16 protein-coding genes are annotated in these 15,094 nt (G+C 69.4%); 14 read left to right on the top strand and 2 right to left on the bottom strand.

Annotation, left to right across the window (positions count from 1 at the left end):
• Positions 1-106: 106 nt before the first annotated feature.
• The 9 genes from ACWA7K_RS17370 to ACWA7K_RS17330 all read left to right on the top strand — a co-directional run bounded on the left by ACWA7K_RS17370 (position 107) and on the right by ACWA7K_RS17330 (position 7,662).
• Positions 107-454 (top strand): c-type cytochrome, encoded by a 348-nt coding sequence (locus ACWA7K_RS17370; protein WP_456162653.1) that lies wholly within the window; start codon positions 107-109, stop codon positions 452-454.
• A 19-nt stretch (positions 455-473) separates the two neighbouring features.
• Positions 474-1,769 (top strand): FCSD flavin-binding domain-containing protein, encoded by a 1,296-nt coding sequence (locus ACWA7K_RS17365; protein ID WP_456162652.1) that lies wholly within the window; start codon positions 474-476, stop codon positions 1,767-1,769.
• 156 nt (positions 1,770-1,925) lie between these two features.
• The gene (locus ACWA7K_RS17360) at positions 1,926-2,951 is read left to right on the top strand and encodes a sulfate ABC transporter substrate-binding protein (protein WP_456162651.1); all 1,026 of its coding nucleotides are present in this window, start codon (positions 1,926-1,928) and stop codon (positions 2,949-2,951) included.
• Between the two features lie 11 nt (positions 2,952-2,962).
• Positions 2,963-3,796 carry a sulfate ABC transporter permease subunit CysT gene (gene cysT / locus ACWA7K_RS17355; protein WP_456162650.1) on the top strand — a complete coding sequence of 278 codons (834 nt, stop codon included), beginning with the start codon at positions 2,963-2,965 and terminating at the stop codon, positions 3,794-3,796.
• A gap of 101 nt (positions 3,797-3,897) precedes the next feature.
• The gene (gene cysW / locus ACWA7K_RS17350) at positions 3,898-4,800 is read left to right on the top strand and encodes a sulfate ABC transporter permease subunit CysW (protein ID WP_456162649.1); all 903 of its coding nucleotides are present in this window, start codon (positions 3,898-3,900) and stop codon (positions 4,798-4,800) included.
• A 7-nt stretch (positions 4,801-4,807) separates the two neighbouring features.
• Positions 4,808-5,887, top strand: coding sequence for a sulfate/molybdate ABC transporter ATP-binding protein (locus ACWA7K_RS17345; protein ID WP_456162648.1), 1,080 nt, complete (start codon positions 4,808-4,810; stop codon positions 5,885-5,887).
• Between the two features lie 48 nt (positions 5,888-5,935).
• Positions 5,936-6,388 (top strand): DUF3291 domain-containing protein, encoded by a 453-nt coding sequence (locus ACWA7K_RS17340; protein WP_456162647.1) that lies wholly within the window; start codon positions 5,936-5,938, stop codon positions 6,386-6,388.
• Between the two features lie 489 nt (positions 6,389-6,877).
• Positions 6,878-7,162 (top strand): type II toxin-antitoxin system TacA family antitoxin, encoded by a 285-nt coding sequence (locus ACWA7K_RS17335; protein WP_456162646.1) that lies wholly within the window; start codon positions 6,878-6,880, stop codon positions 7,160-7,162.
• Entirely contained in the window at positions 7,159-7,662 is a 504-nt protein-coding gene (locus ACWA7K_RS17330; protein ID WP_456162645.1) for a GNAT family N-acetyltransferase, read from the top strand. The genes ACWA7K_RS17335 and ACWA7K_RS17330 overlap by 4 nt, the downstream gene beginning before the upstream one ends.
• A 12-nt stretch (positions 7,663-7,674) precedes the next feature.
• On the opposite strand, the gene ACWA7K_RS17325 is transcribed toward ACWA7K_RS17330, so the two are convergent.
• The gene (locus ACWA7K_RS17325) at positions 7,675-8,622 is read right to left on the bottom strand and encodes a CysB family HTH-type transcriptional regulator (RefSeq protein ID WP_456162644.1); all 948 of its coding nucleotides are present in this window, start codon (positions 8,620-8,622) and stop codon (positions 7,675-7,677) included.
• A gap of 186 nt (positions 8,623-8,808) precedes the next feature.
• Here ACWA7K_RS17325 and ACWA7K_RS17320 point away from each other — a divergent pair, with 186 nt between their 5' ends.
• The 5 genes from ACWA7K_RS17320 (at position 8,809) to ACWA7K_RS17300 (ending at position 14,122) form a co-directional block, all read left to right on the top strand.
• Complete coding sequence (locus ACWA7K_RS17320; RefSeq protein ID WP_456162643.1) at positions 8,809-10,056, top strand: nucleoside recognition domain-containing protein; 1,248 nt, start codon at positions 8,809-8,811, stop codon at positions 10,054-10,056.
• A 45-nt stretch (positions 10,057-10,101) separates the two neighbouring features.
• Complete coding sequence (locus ACWA7K_RS17315; RefSeq protein WP_456162642.1) at positions 10,102-10,779, top strand: HAD family hydrolase; 678 nt, start codon at positions 10,102-10,104, stop codon at positions 10,777-10,779.
• 60 nt (positions 10,780-10,839) lie between these two features.
• On the top strand, positions 10,840-11,826 hold the full coding sequence (locus ACWA7K_RS17310) for an aldo/keto reductase (protein ID WP_456168858.1): 987 nt from the start codon (positions 10,840-10,842) through the stop codon (positions 11,824-11,826).
• A gap of 945 nt (positions 11,827-12,771) precedes the next feature.
• Positions 12,772-13,383 carry a hypothetical protein gene (locus tag ACWA7K_RS17305; RefSeq protein ID WP_456162641.1) on the top strand — a complete coding sequence of 204 codons (612 nt, stop codon included), beginning with the start codon at positions 12,772-12,774 and terminating at the stop codon, positions 13,381-13,383.
• A 130-nt stretch (positions 13,384-13,513) separates the two neighbouring features.
• Positions 13,514-14,122: a hypothetical protein gene (locus tag ACWA7K_RS17300; protein WP_456162640.1), complete on the top strand. Its 609-nt coding sequence runs from the start codon at positions 13,514-13,516 to the stop codon at positions 14,120-14,122.
• Here the strand turns inward: ACWA7K_RS17300 and ACWA7K_RS17295 are convergent.
• On the bottom strand, positions 14,100-15,020 hold the full coding sequence (locus ACWA7K_RS17295; RefSeq protein WP_456162639.1) for a LysR family transcriptional regulator: 921 nt from the start codon (positions 15,018-15,020) through the stop codon (positions 14,100-14,102). The two genes, ACWA7K_RS17300 and ACWA7K_RS17295, sit on opposite strands and share 23 nt — an antisense overlap.
• Between the last annotated feature and the right edge of the window lie 74 nt (positions 15,021-15,094).

The following is a 15,094-nucleotide window of genomic DNA, read 5'->3' as shown; positions in this document are numbered from 1 at the left end:
ACGGGCCCTGGTCTTTCCCTGGGTTGGCGGAACCGGACGGCCGTTGCAGAGTCACCCACGAAGGGCCGGCATCCAGACCGGCCCGCCTGCCGAGGAACCCTTGAACATGAACCCACGACGCACATCCCCGCATCCGCTGCGGCGGGCGACGCTGCTGCTGGCGGCCTTGCCGACGCTGGTGTCGGCCCAGGCCCCTGCACCGGGGGGCAGCCCCGACCGCGCCGCCCGCACCTGGGCCGCCACCTGCCTGACCTGCCACAGCAACGACCAGCGCGCGCCCGGCGCGATCCCGCTGATCGCCGGACGCGACGCCGAGACGCTCTACCGCACGCTGCTGGAATTCAAGAACGGCCAGCGCCCCGCCGCGACCGTGATGCACCAGCACGCCAAGGGCTACAGCGACGACGAGCTGCGCCGCATCGCCCAGGCGCTGGCCGCGCCGGCCAGCCGATGAACCCGACGGAGCTCCACCCATGAACAAGACCCCAGGACTCCAGCGCCGGCATGTGCTGGCCACCGGTGCGCTGACGGTGCTCGGCGTCGGCGGCCTCGGCGGCCTGTCCGGCTGCGCCACGCCGCTGTTCGGCCAGAAGCCGATCGGCCGCGTCGTCGTCATCGGCGCCGGCTTCGGCGGTGCCACGGCGGCGAAGTACATCCGCCAGTGGGAGCCGCGCATCGAGGTCACGCTGGTCGAGCGCAACGAGCGGTTCGTCTCGTGCCCGATCAGCAACCTGGTGCTGTCCGGTGCGCGCCGCATCGAGGACGTCACCCGTGGCTACGAGGGACTCGACCGGCACGGCGTCAGGCGCGTGCGCGGCGAGGCCACCGCGATCGACGTCGAACGCCGCGAGGTCCGGCTGCAGGACGGCACGGTGCTGCCGTGGGACCGCCTGATCGTCGCGCCCGGCGTGGACTTCCAGTTCGACCAGGTGCCCGGCCTGGCCGCCGCCGATGCCGCCGGCACCGTGCTGCACGCGTGGAAGGCCGGCCCGCAGACCGTCGCGCTGCGGCGCCAGCTGGAGGCCCTGCCCGATGGCGGCGTGTTCGCGATCACGATCCCGAAGGCGCCCTACCGCTGCCCGCCCGGACCGTATGAACGCGCCAGCGTGGTCGCGCAGTACTTCCAGCAGCACAAGCCGCGCTCGAAGGTGCTGGTGCTGGACGCCAACCCGGACATCGTCTCGAAGAAGGGCCTGTTCGAGAAGGCCTGGAAGGAGCTCTACCCCGGCCTGATCGAGTACCGCCCGAACAGCGAGCTGCTGGAGTTCGATGCCGCCGGCAAGCTCGCCAAGCTGACCGTCGAGGACGTGCGCGCCGACCTGTTCAACGTCATCCCGCCGCAGCGCGCGGGCGGCATCGCGCAGCCCTTCATCAGCGTCAACAACCAGTGGGTGGGCGTCGAGTTCCAGACCTTCGAGTCGCTCAAGGCGCCGGGCGTGCACGTCATCGGCGACGCCATCGCGGCGGCACCGGGCATGCCCAAGAGCGGCTTCATGGCCAACAACCAGGCCAAGGTCGTGGCCGATGCGGTGATCGCGCGCATCACCGGTGCGCCGATCAACGAGACGCCCATCATCGCCAACACCTGCTACAGCTTCGTCTCCGACCAGTCGGTGGTCCACGTGGCCAGCGTGCACAAGTGGGATCCGGCCCAGAAGACGCTTGTGGCGGTGCAGGGCGCCGGTGGCCTGTCGAGCGCGCGCAATGCCCAGGAGGCGCTGTACGCCGATGGCTGGGCGCGCAGCATCTGGGCCGACGCGCTGTCTTGACGCGGGGCCATTCCTGACGGATCGGCATGCAGGCGCTGCATGCCGGTCTTATCTGTTTTCCGCACAAGGATGCGCCGATCGCTTCGTTCTTTGAACGAGAGCCCGTCCCTAGCATCGATCCCATCGATCACTGACGGGGCTCCGGCCCGAACGACCATGCGTTCCACCCGCTTCCTGAAGAACACGCTGCTCTCGCTGGCCCTGGGCGCCAGCGCCCTGGCCGCCCCGATCGGCGCGTGGGCCAAGGACATCACGCTGCTGAACGTCTCGTACGACCCGACCCGCGAGCTGTACGTCGACTTCAACAAGGCCTTTGCCACCTACTGGAAGGGCAAGACGGGCGACAACGTCATCGTCAAGCAGTCGCACGGCGGTTCGGGCAAGCAGGCCCGCTCGGTCATCGACGGCCTGGACGCCGACGTCGTCACGCTGGCCCTGGCCTACGACATCGACGAGCTGAACGCCAAGGCCAAGCTGATCCCGGCCGACTGGCAGAAGCGCTTCAAGCACAACAGCTCGCCCTACACCTCGACCATCGTGTTCCTGGTGCGCAAGGGCAACCCCAAGGGCATCAAGGACTGGGATGACCTGGTCAAGCCCGGCATCAGCGTGATCTCGCCGAACCCGAAGACCTCGGGCGGCGCGCGCTGGAACTACCTGGCCGCCTGGGGCCACGCGCTGAAGAAGTTCGGCAACGACGAGAAGAAGGCGCAGGAGTTCGTCGCCGCGCTGTTCCGCAACGTGCCGGTGCTCGACTCCGGCGCCCGCGGCTCGCTGACGACCTTCACCGAACGCGGCGTCGGCGACGTGCTGATCTCGTGGGAGAACGAGGCCTACCTGGCCACCAAGGAACTGGGTCCGGACAAGTTCGAGATCGTCACGCCGAGTCTGTCGATCCTGGCCGAGCCGCCGGTGGCGGTGGTCGACAAGACGGTTGACCGCAAGGGCACCCGCGAGGTCGCCACCGCCTACCTGGAGTACCTGTACTCGACCGAAGGCCAGACCATCGCGGCGGAGAACCACTACCGCCCGATCGACCCGAAGGTCGCGGCCAAGTTCGCCAAGGCCTTCGCCCCGGTCAAGCTGTTCACGATTGATGAGGTCTTCGGCGGCTGGAGCAAGGCCCAGCAGAAGCACTTCGCCGACGGCGGGGTCTTTGACCAGATCTACCTGAAGAAATAAGCGGGCCGACGATGCTCTTCTCCCGCACGCTGCTCAAGCGGCACTCGGTCCTGCCCGGCTTCGACCTGGCGCTGGGCTTCACGCTGTTCTATCTCGGCCTGATCGTGCTGATCCCGCTGAGCGCCGCTTTCCTGAAGACCTTCACGATGACCTGGCCGGCGTTCTGGGAGGCCGTCGCCTCGCCGCGCGTGGTCGCGTCGTACCGGCTGACCTTTGGCGCCTCGCTGGCTGCGGCCGCGCTCAATGCGCTGTTCGGGCTGATCGTGGCCTGGGTGCTGGTGCGCTACGAGTTCCCGTTCAAGCGCATCGTCGACGCGCTGGTCGACCTGCCCTTCGCGCTGCCCACGGCGGTCGCCGGCATCGCGCTGACGGCGCTGTATGCCGAGAACGGCTGGATCGGCCGCTGGCTGCCGGTCAAGGTCGCCTTCACGCCGCTGGGCGTGTTCGTGGCGCTGACCTTCATCGGCCTGCCCTTCGTCGTGCGCACGCTGCAGCCGGTGCTGGAGGACGTCCACAAGGAGATCGAGGAAGCGGCCGCGACGCTGGGCGCCAACCGCTGGCAGACCTTCTCGCACGTGATCTTCCCGATCCTGACCCCCGCGCTGCTGACCGGCTTCGCGCTGGCCTTCGCGCGGGCGCTGGGCGAATACGGCAGCGTCATCTTCATCGCCGGCAACATGCCGATGGTCAGCGAGATCACGCCGCTGCTGATCATCACCAAGCTGGAGCAGTACGACTACGCCGGCGCCACCGCCATCGCCGTGGTGATGCTGCTGGCGGCCTTCGCGATGCTGCTGGCGATCAACGCGCTGCAGGCCTGGACCCGCGCCAAGCAAGGCCGCTGACGTGACCCACCCCCTACGCGCTACGCGCGCCCCCTCAAGGGGGCACCACGGGTGGACCGGCAAAGCCGGCTCCACCGTGGTTGCTGGCCAGGAACACTGACATGACCACGACCACACTTCCATCGCCGGCCATCGGCACCACCCGCGCGCCGCGCCCGATCCGTGCGGCGACGACCGAATCGCCGCTGGTGCGCTGGCTGCTGATCGGCGTCGCGCTGGCCTTCCTGACCTTCTTCCTGTTCGTGCCGCTGACGCTGGTGTTCGTCGAGGCCTTCAAGAAGGGCGTCGACGTCTACCTCGCCTCGATCGTCGACAGCGACGCGCTGGCCGCCGTGCGGCTGACGCTGCTGGCCGCCGCCATCGCCGTGCCGCTGAACCTGGTGTTCGGCGTCGCGGCGGCCTGGTGCATCGCCAAGTTCGAGTTCCGCGGCAAGAACGTGCTGCTGACGCTGATCGACCTGCCGTTCTCGGTCAGCCCGGTCATCTCCGGCCTGATCTACGTGCTGGTGTTCGGCCTGCAGGGCTGGTTCGGCGAATGGCTGCGCGACCACGACCTGAAGGTCATCTTCGCGGTGCCGGGCATCGTGCTGGCCACCGTGTTCGTGACCTTCCCCTTCGTCGCCCGCGAGCTGATCCCGCTGATGCAGGCCCAGGGCAGCGAGCAGGAGGAAGCCGCGCGCGTGCTGGGTGCCAGCGGCTGGCAGATCTTCAGCCGCGTCACGCTGCCCAACATCAAGTGGGCGCTGCTGTACGGCGTGATCCTGTGCAACGCCCGGGCGATGGGCGAGTTCGGCGCGGTCAGCGTGGTCTCGGGCCACATCCGCGGCTACACGAACACGATGCCGCTGCACATCGAGATCCTCTACAACGAATACCAGTTCGCGGCCGCCTTCGCGGTGGCCTCCCTGCTGGCCGGCCTGGCGCTGGTCACCTTGGTCCTCAAATACATCGTCGAACAGCGCGTGAAGGCCGAGAAGCGCGTCGCCAACGACAGAAGCGAGTGAGCACGACATGAGCATCGAAGTCCGCAATCTCAACAAGCGCTTTGGCAAGACCGTCGTCTGCGACGGCCTGAACCTCGACATCCCGTCGGGCGAACTCGTCGCGCTGCTCGGGCCCTCGGGCTCGGGCAAGACCAGCCTGCTGCGCATCATCGCGGGGCTGGAAGTGCCCGACAGCGGCAGCGTGCTGTTCCACGGCGAGGACACGACCCACACCGACGTGCGTGATCGCCAGGTCGGCTTCGTGTTCCAGCACTACGCGCTGTTCGCGCACATGACGATCTTCGAGAACGTCGCCTTCGGCCTGCGCGTGCGGCCCAAGGCCACGCGCCCGGACGAGGCCACGATCCGCCGCAAGGTCACCGACCTGCTGAAGCTCGTGCAGCTCGACTGGATCGCCGACCGCTACCCGCACCAGCTCTCCGGCGGCCAGCGCCAGCGCATCGCGCTGGCCCGCGCGCTGGCCGTGGAGCCCAAGGTGCTGCTGCTCGACGAGCCGTTCGGCGCGCTCGACGCCAAGGTCCGCAAGGAACTGCGCCGCTGGCTGCGCCGGCTGCACGACGAGGTGCATGTCACCAGCGTGTTCGTCACCCACGACCAGGAAGAGGCGATGGAGGTCGCCGACCGCATCGTCGTCATGAACGAGGGCCGCATCGAGCAGGTCGGCACGCCCGACGAGGTCTACGACCGCCCGGCCACGCCGTTCGTGCTGCAGTTCCTGGGCGACGTGAACCTGTTCCACGGCCGCCTGGGGCACGCGCCCGGCGGCAGCGAGGGCGAGGTCAGCTACGTGCGTCCGCATGAGCTGGAGGTCGTCGGCGCGCCGCAGCCCGGTGGTGCCCATGACACGATCGCCGTCACGCTCAGCCAGGCCCTGACGGTCGGCCCGAGCACGCGCCTGGAGTTCAAGCGCGAGGACGGCAGCTACGTCGACGTCGAACTGCCGCGTGCCCGCTGGCACCTGCTGCGCGACGAGCTCTCGCTGGCCACCGGCAGCCGCGTCTGGCTCAAGGCCCGCCGCGTCACCCGCTTCGTCGCCGGCGGCGACGTCCGCCAGGACACGGCAGAGGATCCGGCTGCGGCGATCTGAGGCTGGGCTGCCGATAGCATCCGGGCGACAACACCCAGGGAGCCACGGATGCCGGCCTTTCACCTTGCCCAGATCAACATCGCCCGCGCGAAAGCGGAAATGGACTCGGACGTCATGCGCGATTTCGTCGCGCGGCTGGACGAGATCAACGGCCTGGCCGAACAGGCGCCCGGCTTCGTCTGGCGCCTGAAGGACGAGGCCAACGACGCGACCGCGATCCGCGTCTTCGACGATCCGCTGATGCTCGTGAACATGAGCGTCTGGCGCGACCTCGAATCGCTCAAGGCCTTTGTCTACCGCTCGATGCACGTCGAGCTGATCCGCGACCGGGACGCCTGGTTCAACAAGATGACCGCCGCGCACCAGGCCCTGTGGTGGATCCCGGCCGGCCATGTGCCCGACACGCAGGAAGCGAAGGCCCGCCTGGAGCTGCTTCGCACGCAAGGCCCCACGGCGGAGGCCTTCACGTTTGCCAAGGCCTTCGCCGCCCCGTCGGCCTGACCGATCCGGCCCGGAGGCCCATTGGCACGACCCCGTCGGACACGTCCCGTGTCCGACCTACCGTGTTGGCGCCGCCGGATGGCGGCGGAACATGGCGCCTTGAACGTGCCTTGAATCCCACCGGTAGGTCGGACACCTGCGGTGTCCGACGGGGTCGTGAACGAAGAGAAGACCGATCGCGGGCGCGAACCCCCTCCTCCTGGCGGGGACTCCCCCTTGGCAGGGGGAGAGTCGGCCGAGGGCGGCCACGTCAATGAGCGCCTCGCCTTCAACTCTCCCCCTGCCAAGGGGGAGTACCCCGGCCACCGGGGGGAGGGGGTCAGCGACCTCCCGAGCCACACCCACGCCACTGCCAACGCCCAAACCATCGTCGCCCTCCGGCGAACTCGGTGAGCGTCGAGGCAACAGCCAGCGGCCATTTGTATGGACAAATGACATACACACACGTATGCTGATCGTCACACAACAGCTGCGACGAAGGATTTGTCCATGCCCCCCGTCGAACTCTCCGATGCCGTGACGATCAGCATCCGCGCCAGGACCCGTCAGCGCGACCTGATCGACCAGGCCGCCGATCGGCTCGGGCGCAGCCGGTCGGACTTCATGCTGGAGGCAGCCTGCCGGCAGGCCGAGGACGTGCTGCTGAACCAGACCTACTTCGTGGCCTCCGCTGAGCAGTTCGCCGCGTTCCAGGCCCTGCTGGATGCGCCGCCGGTGTCGACGGATCGGCTGCGGCGCACGCTTCAGGCTGAGCGCCCCTGGGGCAAGGCTTGACGCTCACGCCGCCTGAGCGGCTGGCCGAATCGCACCGGCTCGATGACTTCTTCAGCGGCGAAGTCGCGCTGGACGATTGGCTCAAGCGCCGGGCTCGCGCCAACCAGCTGAGCGATGCATCCCGCACCTACGTCATCTGCGACGACACATCGGTCGTCGGCTACTACTGTCTGTCTGCGGGTGCGATCGGGCGGGAGGATGCCCCCAAGGCCCTGCAGCGCAACCGGCCGGATCCGATCCCGGTGATGGTGCTGGGACGGCTGGCCATTCATCGGAACCTGCAGCAGAAGGGCATCGGCACTGCCCTGCTCCAGGACGCGATCCTGCGCACGCTGCAGGCCGCCGAACTCGTTGGCATCTCGGCTCTGCTGGTCCACGCGATCTCGGAGAACGCCCGTCGCTACTACCTGTCTCGCGGTTTCGTCGAATCGCCCTTGCAGGCGATGACGCTGTGCCTGCCGATGGCCGCCGTGCGTCGCGTGCTGGCCGAGGGCACCTGACGGCGTGCCGGCTCAGATCCCGAAATCCGCCCCCGGCGCCTCGGCCTGCGCCTTCTCGACCACCTCGCGCGTCAGCGGTGAGGCGAAGGCCTGGATGAAGTCGTAGACGTAGGCGCGCAGGTAGGTGCCGCGGCGCACGGCCAGGCGGGTCAGGTTGGTGGCGAACAGGTGGCGGGCGTCGATCGCGCGCAGGTTGCGGTCGCGGTCGGGGTCAAAGGCGATCGAGGCGACGATGCCGATGCCCAGGCCCAGCTCGACGTAGGTCTTGATGACGTCCGCGTCCATCGCGGTCAGCACCACCTCCGGCTGCACGCCGGCGCGGGCGAAGGCCTCGTCGATGTGGGTGCGGCCGGTGTAGCCGACGTCGTAGGTGATGACCGGCTCGGCCGCGATCTGCTGCAGCGTCAGCGGGCCCGGGTTGTCCAGCAGTGCATGGCCGGCCGGCACGACCACGCTGTGGGTCCAGCGGTAGCAGGGCAGCGCGACGAGCTGGTCGTAGTGCGCCAGCGCCTCGGTGGCGACGCCCACGTCGGCCTCGCCGTCCAGCAGCATCTGCGCGACCTGGCGCGGCGAGCCCTGGTGCAGGTTCAGCGTCACGCGCGGGTAGAGCTGGCGGAAGTCGCGCACCACCGCCGGCAGCGCGTAGCGGGCCTGCGAGTGGGTGGCGGCGATCGACAGCCGGCCGGTGTCGCGCTCGGCATAGTCGTCGCCGACGCGGCCGAGGTTCTGCGCCTCGGTCAGCAGCCGCTCGACGATCGGCAGCACGGCCTCGCCCGGCGCGGTCAGGCCGGTCAGGCGCTTGCCGGCGCGCACGAAGATCTCGACGCCCAGCTCGTCCTCCAGTTCGCGGATCTGGCGGCTCACGCCCGGCTGCGAGGTGTGCAGCGACTGCGCGACCGAGGTCAGGTTGAAGCCCTGTCGGACGGTTTCACGGACGGATCGCAGCTGCTGGAAGTTCACGGTGCGCGGTGGCTCTGGGGCCATCCTTATTCGAAAAACAAATTATGGAATCGACGCAGACAACATCAAACGACTGAAAACGCGGATCGATCTGCTTCAGGCGCATAAGCCGAGCGGCGGCCCACAAGGCGTCGCCCGGCAGGCCGCCGGTATGCTCCCGGCCTGCCCCCGGAACCCGCACGCGCCATGGCCCTGAACATCGTCTGGATCGCCTTCATCCTGATCGGCTTCGCGGCCGCCCTCGGCCAGCTCCTCGGCGGCGACCTGGGCGTGTTCCCGAAGATGCTGACGGGCCTGTTCGACACCGCCAGGACCGGCTTCGACATCAGCATCGGCCTGGTCGGCGTCATGAGCCTGTGGCTGGGCCTCATGCGCATCGGCGAGCAGGCCGGCGTGATCGGGCTGTTCGCCCGCGCGGCCGGGCCGTTCTTCCGCCGGCTGTTCCCGGGCATTCCGCCCGGTCACCCGGCCGGCGGCAGCATCGTCATGAACTTCAGCGCCAACCTGCTGGGCCTGGACAACGCCGCCACGCCGCTGGGCCTGAAGGCGATGCGCGAGCTGCAGGAGGTCAACCCGCAGCCGGCGGTGGCCAGCGATCCGATGATCATGTTCCTGGTGCTCAACACCGCCGGGCTGACGCTGATCCCGACCGGCGTCATCGCGATCCGGCAGACCCTCGCGGTCGAGCAGGGCCTCGTCGGCTTCAACGCCGCCGACATCTTCCTGCCCACGCTGATCGGCACCTTCATCTCGTTCACGGCCGGCCTGCTGGCGGTCGCGTGGATGCAGCGCATCCGCCTGCTGTGCCTGCCGGTGCTGGCCTTCTACGGCGGCTTCATCGGCCTGATGGCAGCCCTCTACCTGGGCCTGCGCGGCCTGCCGCCGGACGTCATGGCCCAGCGCGTCGGCCTGATCGGCAGCCTGACCATCCTGGGCATCGTGGCGCTGTTCGTGGCCGCCGGGGCGCTGCGGCGCGTCAATGTCTACGAGGCCTTCGTCGACGGTGCCAAGGACGGCTTCGGCGTCGCCGTGCAGATCATTCCCTACCTGATCGCCATGCTGGTGGCGATCTCGGTGTTCCGCACCAGCGGCTGCATGGACCTGCTGATGCGCGGCCTGGCGGGCCTGATCGGCGCACTCGGCATCGACACCGACTTCGTGCCCGCCCTGCCGGTCGGCCTGATGAAGACGCTGTCGGGCAGCGGCGCGCGCGGGCTGATGGTCGACGTCATGAAGACCCACGGCGTGGACGCCTTCCCGTCGCGCGTGGCGGCCATCATCCAGGGCTCGACCGAGACCACCTTCTACGTGCTGGCCGTGTACTTCGGCAGCGTCAACATCCGCAAGACCCGCTACGCGCTGGCCTGCGGCCTGTTCGCCGACGCGGTCGGGCTGGTGGGCGCCATCGCGGTCGCCTATGCCTTCTATCACTGACCGTTTCAACCCCCTGTCCACCTCTTTGCTTCACTGGCTCATCCGATGACCCACCCCACCTTGAAGGCCGTGCTGTTCGACATGGACGGCACGCTGGTCGACTCCGAAGGCGCGCACTGGCAGGCCTGGGTCCGCGTGCTGCGGCGCCACGGCGCCGAGCTGGACGAGACCACCTACCGCACCCACCACGCCGGCATGCCGACGCTGGACAACGCCATCGACGTGCAGCGCCGCTACGGCCTGTCGGCCACGGTCGACGAGCTGGTGCAGGCCAAGACCGACGAGACCCGCGCCCATCTCGCGCGCGAGGGCTATCCGCTGCAGCCCGCCACGATCGCGACGCTCGACTGGTGCCAGGCCCGCGGCCTGCGCTGCGCGGTCGTCACCGGCGCGTCGCAGGAGGCGATCCATGCGGTGCTCGGCCCGCACGGCCTGCTCGACCGCTTCGACACCCTCGTCGGCCTGGACGACGTGCCGCGCAACAAGCCCTTCCCCGACTGCTACCAGCTGGCGCTGCGCCGTTTCGGCCTGCAGCCCGACGAGGCCGCCGCGTTCGAGGATTCGCAGCACGGCCTGGCGGCGGCCGTCGCGGCCGGCGTCACCGCCATCGCGATCCCGACGCCGATCTCGGCCGACCACGACTTCCGCCGCGCCGCCGCCGTCTGCCCCGACCTGGTCGCCGCGACCGACTGGCTGGCGCGCCACCGCACGCTGCCGCGCTGATCCCGCGAATCGACGAGAACCCCGATGAACACGAAGAACCTGGCACGTCCCCACACCCACCTGCCGACCCGCCGCATCGGCCCGTTCGAGGTCAGCGCCATCGGCCTGGGCTGCATGAACCTGAGCCACGCCTACGGCCAGCCGCCCGCCCGTGAACACGCGGCGGCACTGCTGCACCGTGCGCTCGACCTGGGCGTGACGCTGCTCGACACCGCCGCGCTCTACGGCTTCGGCGCCAACGAGTCGCTGGTCGGCGAGCTGCTGGCCGGCGAGCGTGACCGCTACGTGCTGGCCAGCAAGTGCGGCATGACCGGCGTCGACGGCGCGCGCGTGATCGACGGCCGCCCCGAGACGATCCGCGCCACCTGCGAAGCGTCGCTGCAGCGCCTGCGCACCGACGTGATCGACCTCTACCAGCTGCACCGCTGGGACCAGCGCGTGCCGATCGAGGACTCGGTCGGCGCGATGGCCGACCTGGTGCGCGCCGGCAAGGTCCGCAGCATCGGCCTGAGCGAGGTCTCGGCCGCGACGCTGCGCCGCGCCCACGCCGTCCACCCGATCGCGGCGGTGCAGTCGGAATACTCGCTGTGGACGCGCAACCCCGAGATCGCCGTGCTGGAAGCCTGCCGCGAGATCGGTGCCGCCTTCATCGCCTTCAGCCCGGTCGGCCGCGGCTTCCTGACCGACGTCACGCTGGATGCATCGACCTTCGACGCCAAGGACATCCGCCGCGCGATGCCCCGCTTCATGCCGGAGCACCTGGCCGCCAACACCGCCCTGCTCGACGCCCTGCGCCCGATCGCCGCCGAAGCAGGATGCACGCTCGCCCAGCTCGCCCTGGCCTGGCTGCTGGCCCGCGCCGACCACATCGTCCCGATCCCCGGCACGGCCTCCATCCCCCACCTCGAAGACAACCTCGGCGCCCTGCGTGTCTCGCTGACCCAGGCCCAGATGACCCACCTCGACCAGCTGATGCCCCCCGGCGCCGCACGCGGCGGGCGGTACAGCGTGCAGAACCAGGGGGAGGTGGATACGGAGGAGTTTTGAGGGGGGCGTTGCCGCGCTCGTTTGCTTCGTGAGTGCGTCGCCGAAGGGCGACGATGGCTGGCGCGTCGGTAGTGGCGTGGGTGTGGTTGGACAGGACGCTGACCCCCTCCCCCCGGGGACCGGGGGACTCCCCCTTGGCAGGGGGAGAGTTGAATGCGGCGCGCTCATCGACGTGGACCTGCTCGGTCGACTCTCCCCCTGCCAAGGGGGAGTCCCCGCCAGGGGGAGGGGGTTCGCGCCCCCGCCCGGTCTCTTCTTCGCGCACGACCCCGTCGGACACCGCAGGTGTCCGACCTACCGGTGGCATTCAAGGCACGTTCATGGCGCCATGTTCCGCCGCCCTCCGGCGGCGCCAATCAAGTGCGTCGCCGGAGGGCGACGATGGCTGGCGCGGTGGGGGTGGCGTGGGTGTGGATCGGGAGGCTGCTGACCCCCTCCCCCCGGGGACCGGGGTACTCCCCCTTGGCAGGGGGAGAGTTGAAGGCGAGGCGCTTGTCGACGTGGCAGTGCGCAACCAACTCTCCCCCTGCCAAGGGGGAGTCCCCGCCAGGGGGAGGGGGTTCGTGCCCCCGCTCGGTCTCTTCGTGCAAGACCCCGTCGGACACCGCAGGTGTCCGACCTACCGGTGGGATTCAAGGTACGACCAACGAGCCCATCTTGTCCCGTCAGCCCATGTCCAACGAGGCATGCCCAACGAGCCATTCCCCGCCGCCCTCCGGCGGCGCCGACCCGGTAGGTCGGACACGCCCCCGTGTCCGACGGGCTGGTGCCTCAACGCGCATCAGGTCCGTCGCCGGAGGGCGCCGATGGCGGGCGGGATGGCGGTGGCGCTGTAGCGGCTCTCCCTCATCCTGAGGACGCACCACCCCGGCACCGGCTCGCCACGGGCGGCGGCATTCGCTAAAAGATGGGGTTGCCTGCCCGTTTCGTTCCAAGGAGACCGTCTTGAACCTGAATCCCCGACTCACCCGCCGGATGCTCGCGGGCCTTTTGCTGATCGGCATGGGCTGGCTGGCCGGCTGCAGTTCGACGCCGACCTCGAAGGTGCTGATCCAGTCCGAAGGTCCGCTGGCCGTGCGCGGGGTGCGGATCGTCTTCCTTGAGCGGCAGTTCGACTTCGAGACCACCGATCCGCGCTTCAACGCGGCCTATGTCAGCCGCACCATCCAGAACCTGGGCAAGACCTTCCGGACGGTGCTGGGCGATGGGCTGAAGACGCAGGGGATCGAATCGATCTCGACGTCGGCGGTGCTGGCGAGCGGCGAGAGCGAAGTGCCGGCGGCCGTGGAGGTCTGGCTGCGCAGCGAGAAGCCGAGATGGCCGGTGCTCTTCATCATTCCCAACGGCGCGCGGCTGCAGTGCGCACCCTGCTCGCTGCATGCCTCGGTGCAGCTGCAGCTGACCGACGAGGCCCGGATCCACTGGTCGGCCTCGTTCCGGCAACCGACCTTCACCGGCTCGCTGACCCTCGGCGAGGAAGCCGCCCAGGAACAGTTCGCGCGGGAGGTGATGCGCGCGTTGAGCCAGCAGGTCAGGGGACCGGGCAAGCCGGCCTGACCCCGCCGGCGGCGGTGGCGAAGCTTGCGCTGGCGCAATTGCACGCCTGGGTTCCGTGGGTTTCTGCGCGCCGGGCGTGCCATCGTGGGTCGGCGCATGAAAGGGTGCGCGATCAACGGAGGATGACCTGATGAACACGACACGCACGACACGCCCCTGGTACCGGACGATGTGGATGGCCCTGCTCTGGGTCGTGGCACTGGCCGGATGCAGTTCGACCGCCACGGTCCAGACGCTGCTCCCGCCCGAACAGGTGTTCGAGGTCGAGGGCCTGCGGGTGCTCTATCTCCAGCGGGAAGCGTCGATCAACTCGACCCATCCGATCTTCAACGACGCCCACCTCAACGAGTCGGTCGCGGAACTGGGGCGGGCGGTCATGGCGGTGGTGCCACCCGGCTTCACGGCCGGCGGCGTGCCGACCCGGGCGCTGCATGTGACGACCGACAAGATGGCCACGATCCCGCCCGAGGCGATCGACTGGCTGATCAACGAGCAGCCGGACTGGCCGGTCCTGTTCGTCGTGCCGTCGGGCGGTCGGGTGTTCTGTTCGCCGTGCAACATCAAGAACGACGTGGTGCTCGAACTCCGGATCACCGGCAAGGCCGTCTGGGCCATCCGGATGACGGAGCCGACGACCTCCGGCTCGATGACGGTCGGGACCGAAGGCGTCCAGCGCCACTACGCCCAGGAGATCCTGCGGGTGGCGCAGGCGCAGATCAAGGCGGTCGCACCGCGCTGATCACCACGCCCTCCACCTCTGCCCGCACCCACCGCTGCACGGGGTCATCCTGATGCCGCCGGTGCCACAGCAGGTACATCGGCATCGGCGGGGTCTGCAGGGATTCGGGCAGGGGGACGTCGCACTGGGCCAGGCCTTGCAGCAGGCCGGTGCCGAGCAGGCTGGGCAGGGTCGCGAGGCGAGGGGTGCCACGCAGGAACGGGGCGATGCCCGAGAAGCCGGGCACGGTGACGACGATGCGGCGGTCGAGCCCGTGCTGCAGGAACCATTCGTCGATGTCGAGGCGGCGGCGGTCCTCGTAGCGGATGCTGACGTGTTCGGCGGCGAGGTAGTCGTCGAGGCAACGCGGCGCCTCGCGCTGGGCCGGGTCGTAGTGGACGCGGTAGCGGTCGGCGAACAGGCGCTTCTGCAGCACGTCGTGGCTGTCGGGCGGGCGCGGCGAGATGACCAGCTGGCAGCTTTCGTCGCGCAGCAGTTCGAGGCCGGGCACCCGTGAGGGCAGGATGCGCAGCACCAGCCCGGGCGCCTGCTGGCGCAGCCGCAGCAGCAGCGGCGGCAGCAGCAGGTGGCATTGCAGCTCGTTGGCGGCGATGGTGATCTCGGCGCGCAGGCTGGCCGGATCGAACCGTTCGGGCTCGGCCAGCCGCTGCAGGCCGGCGAGCAGCTCGCGGGCCTGGCCGGCCAGCGCGCGGGCCCGTTCGGTCGGGGCGATGCCGCGTCCGGCCTTGACGAACAGGGCGTCGCCGACGATGGCGCGCAGCCGCTCCAGGCCGTGGCTGACGGCCGACTGGGTCACGCCCAGGCGCTGCGCCGCCGCGGTCACGCTGCCGGTGTCCAGCACGGTCACCAGCAGCTGGAGCAGGCGGCCGTCGAGGTCCAGATGATCGGGTTCGCTCATGGGTCGCATGAGTATCCGTGCGTTGTTCGGGCGCGCCTCGGGGCGAATACTGACGCCACACGTTCACCGCACGA

The organism is Leptothrix mechoopdaensis (SeqCode), assembly GCF_053893855.1.
Note: the sequence above shows the minus strand (reverse complement) of the source record. Positions and strands in the feature narration are given on the sequence as shown.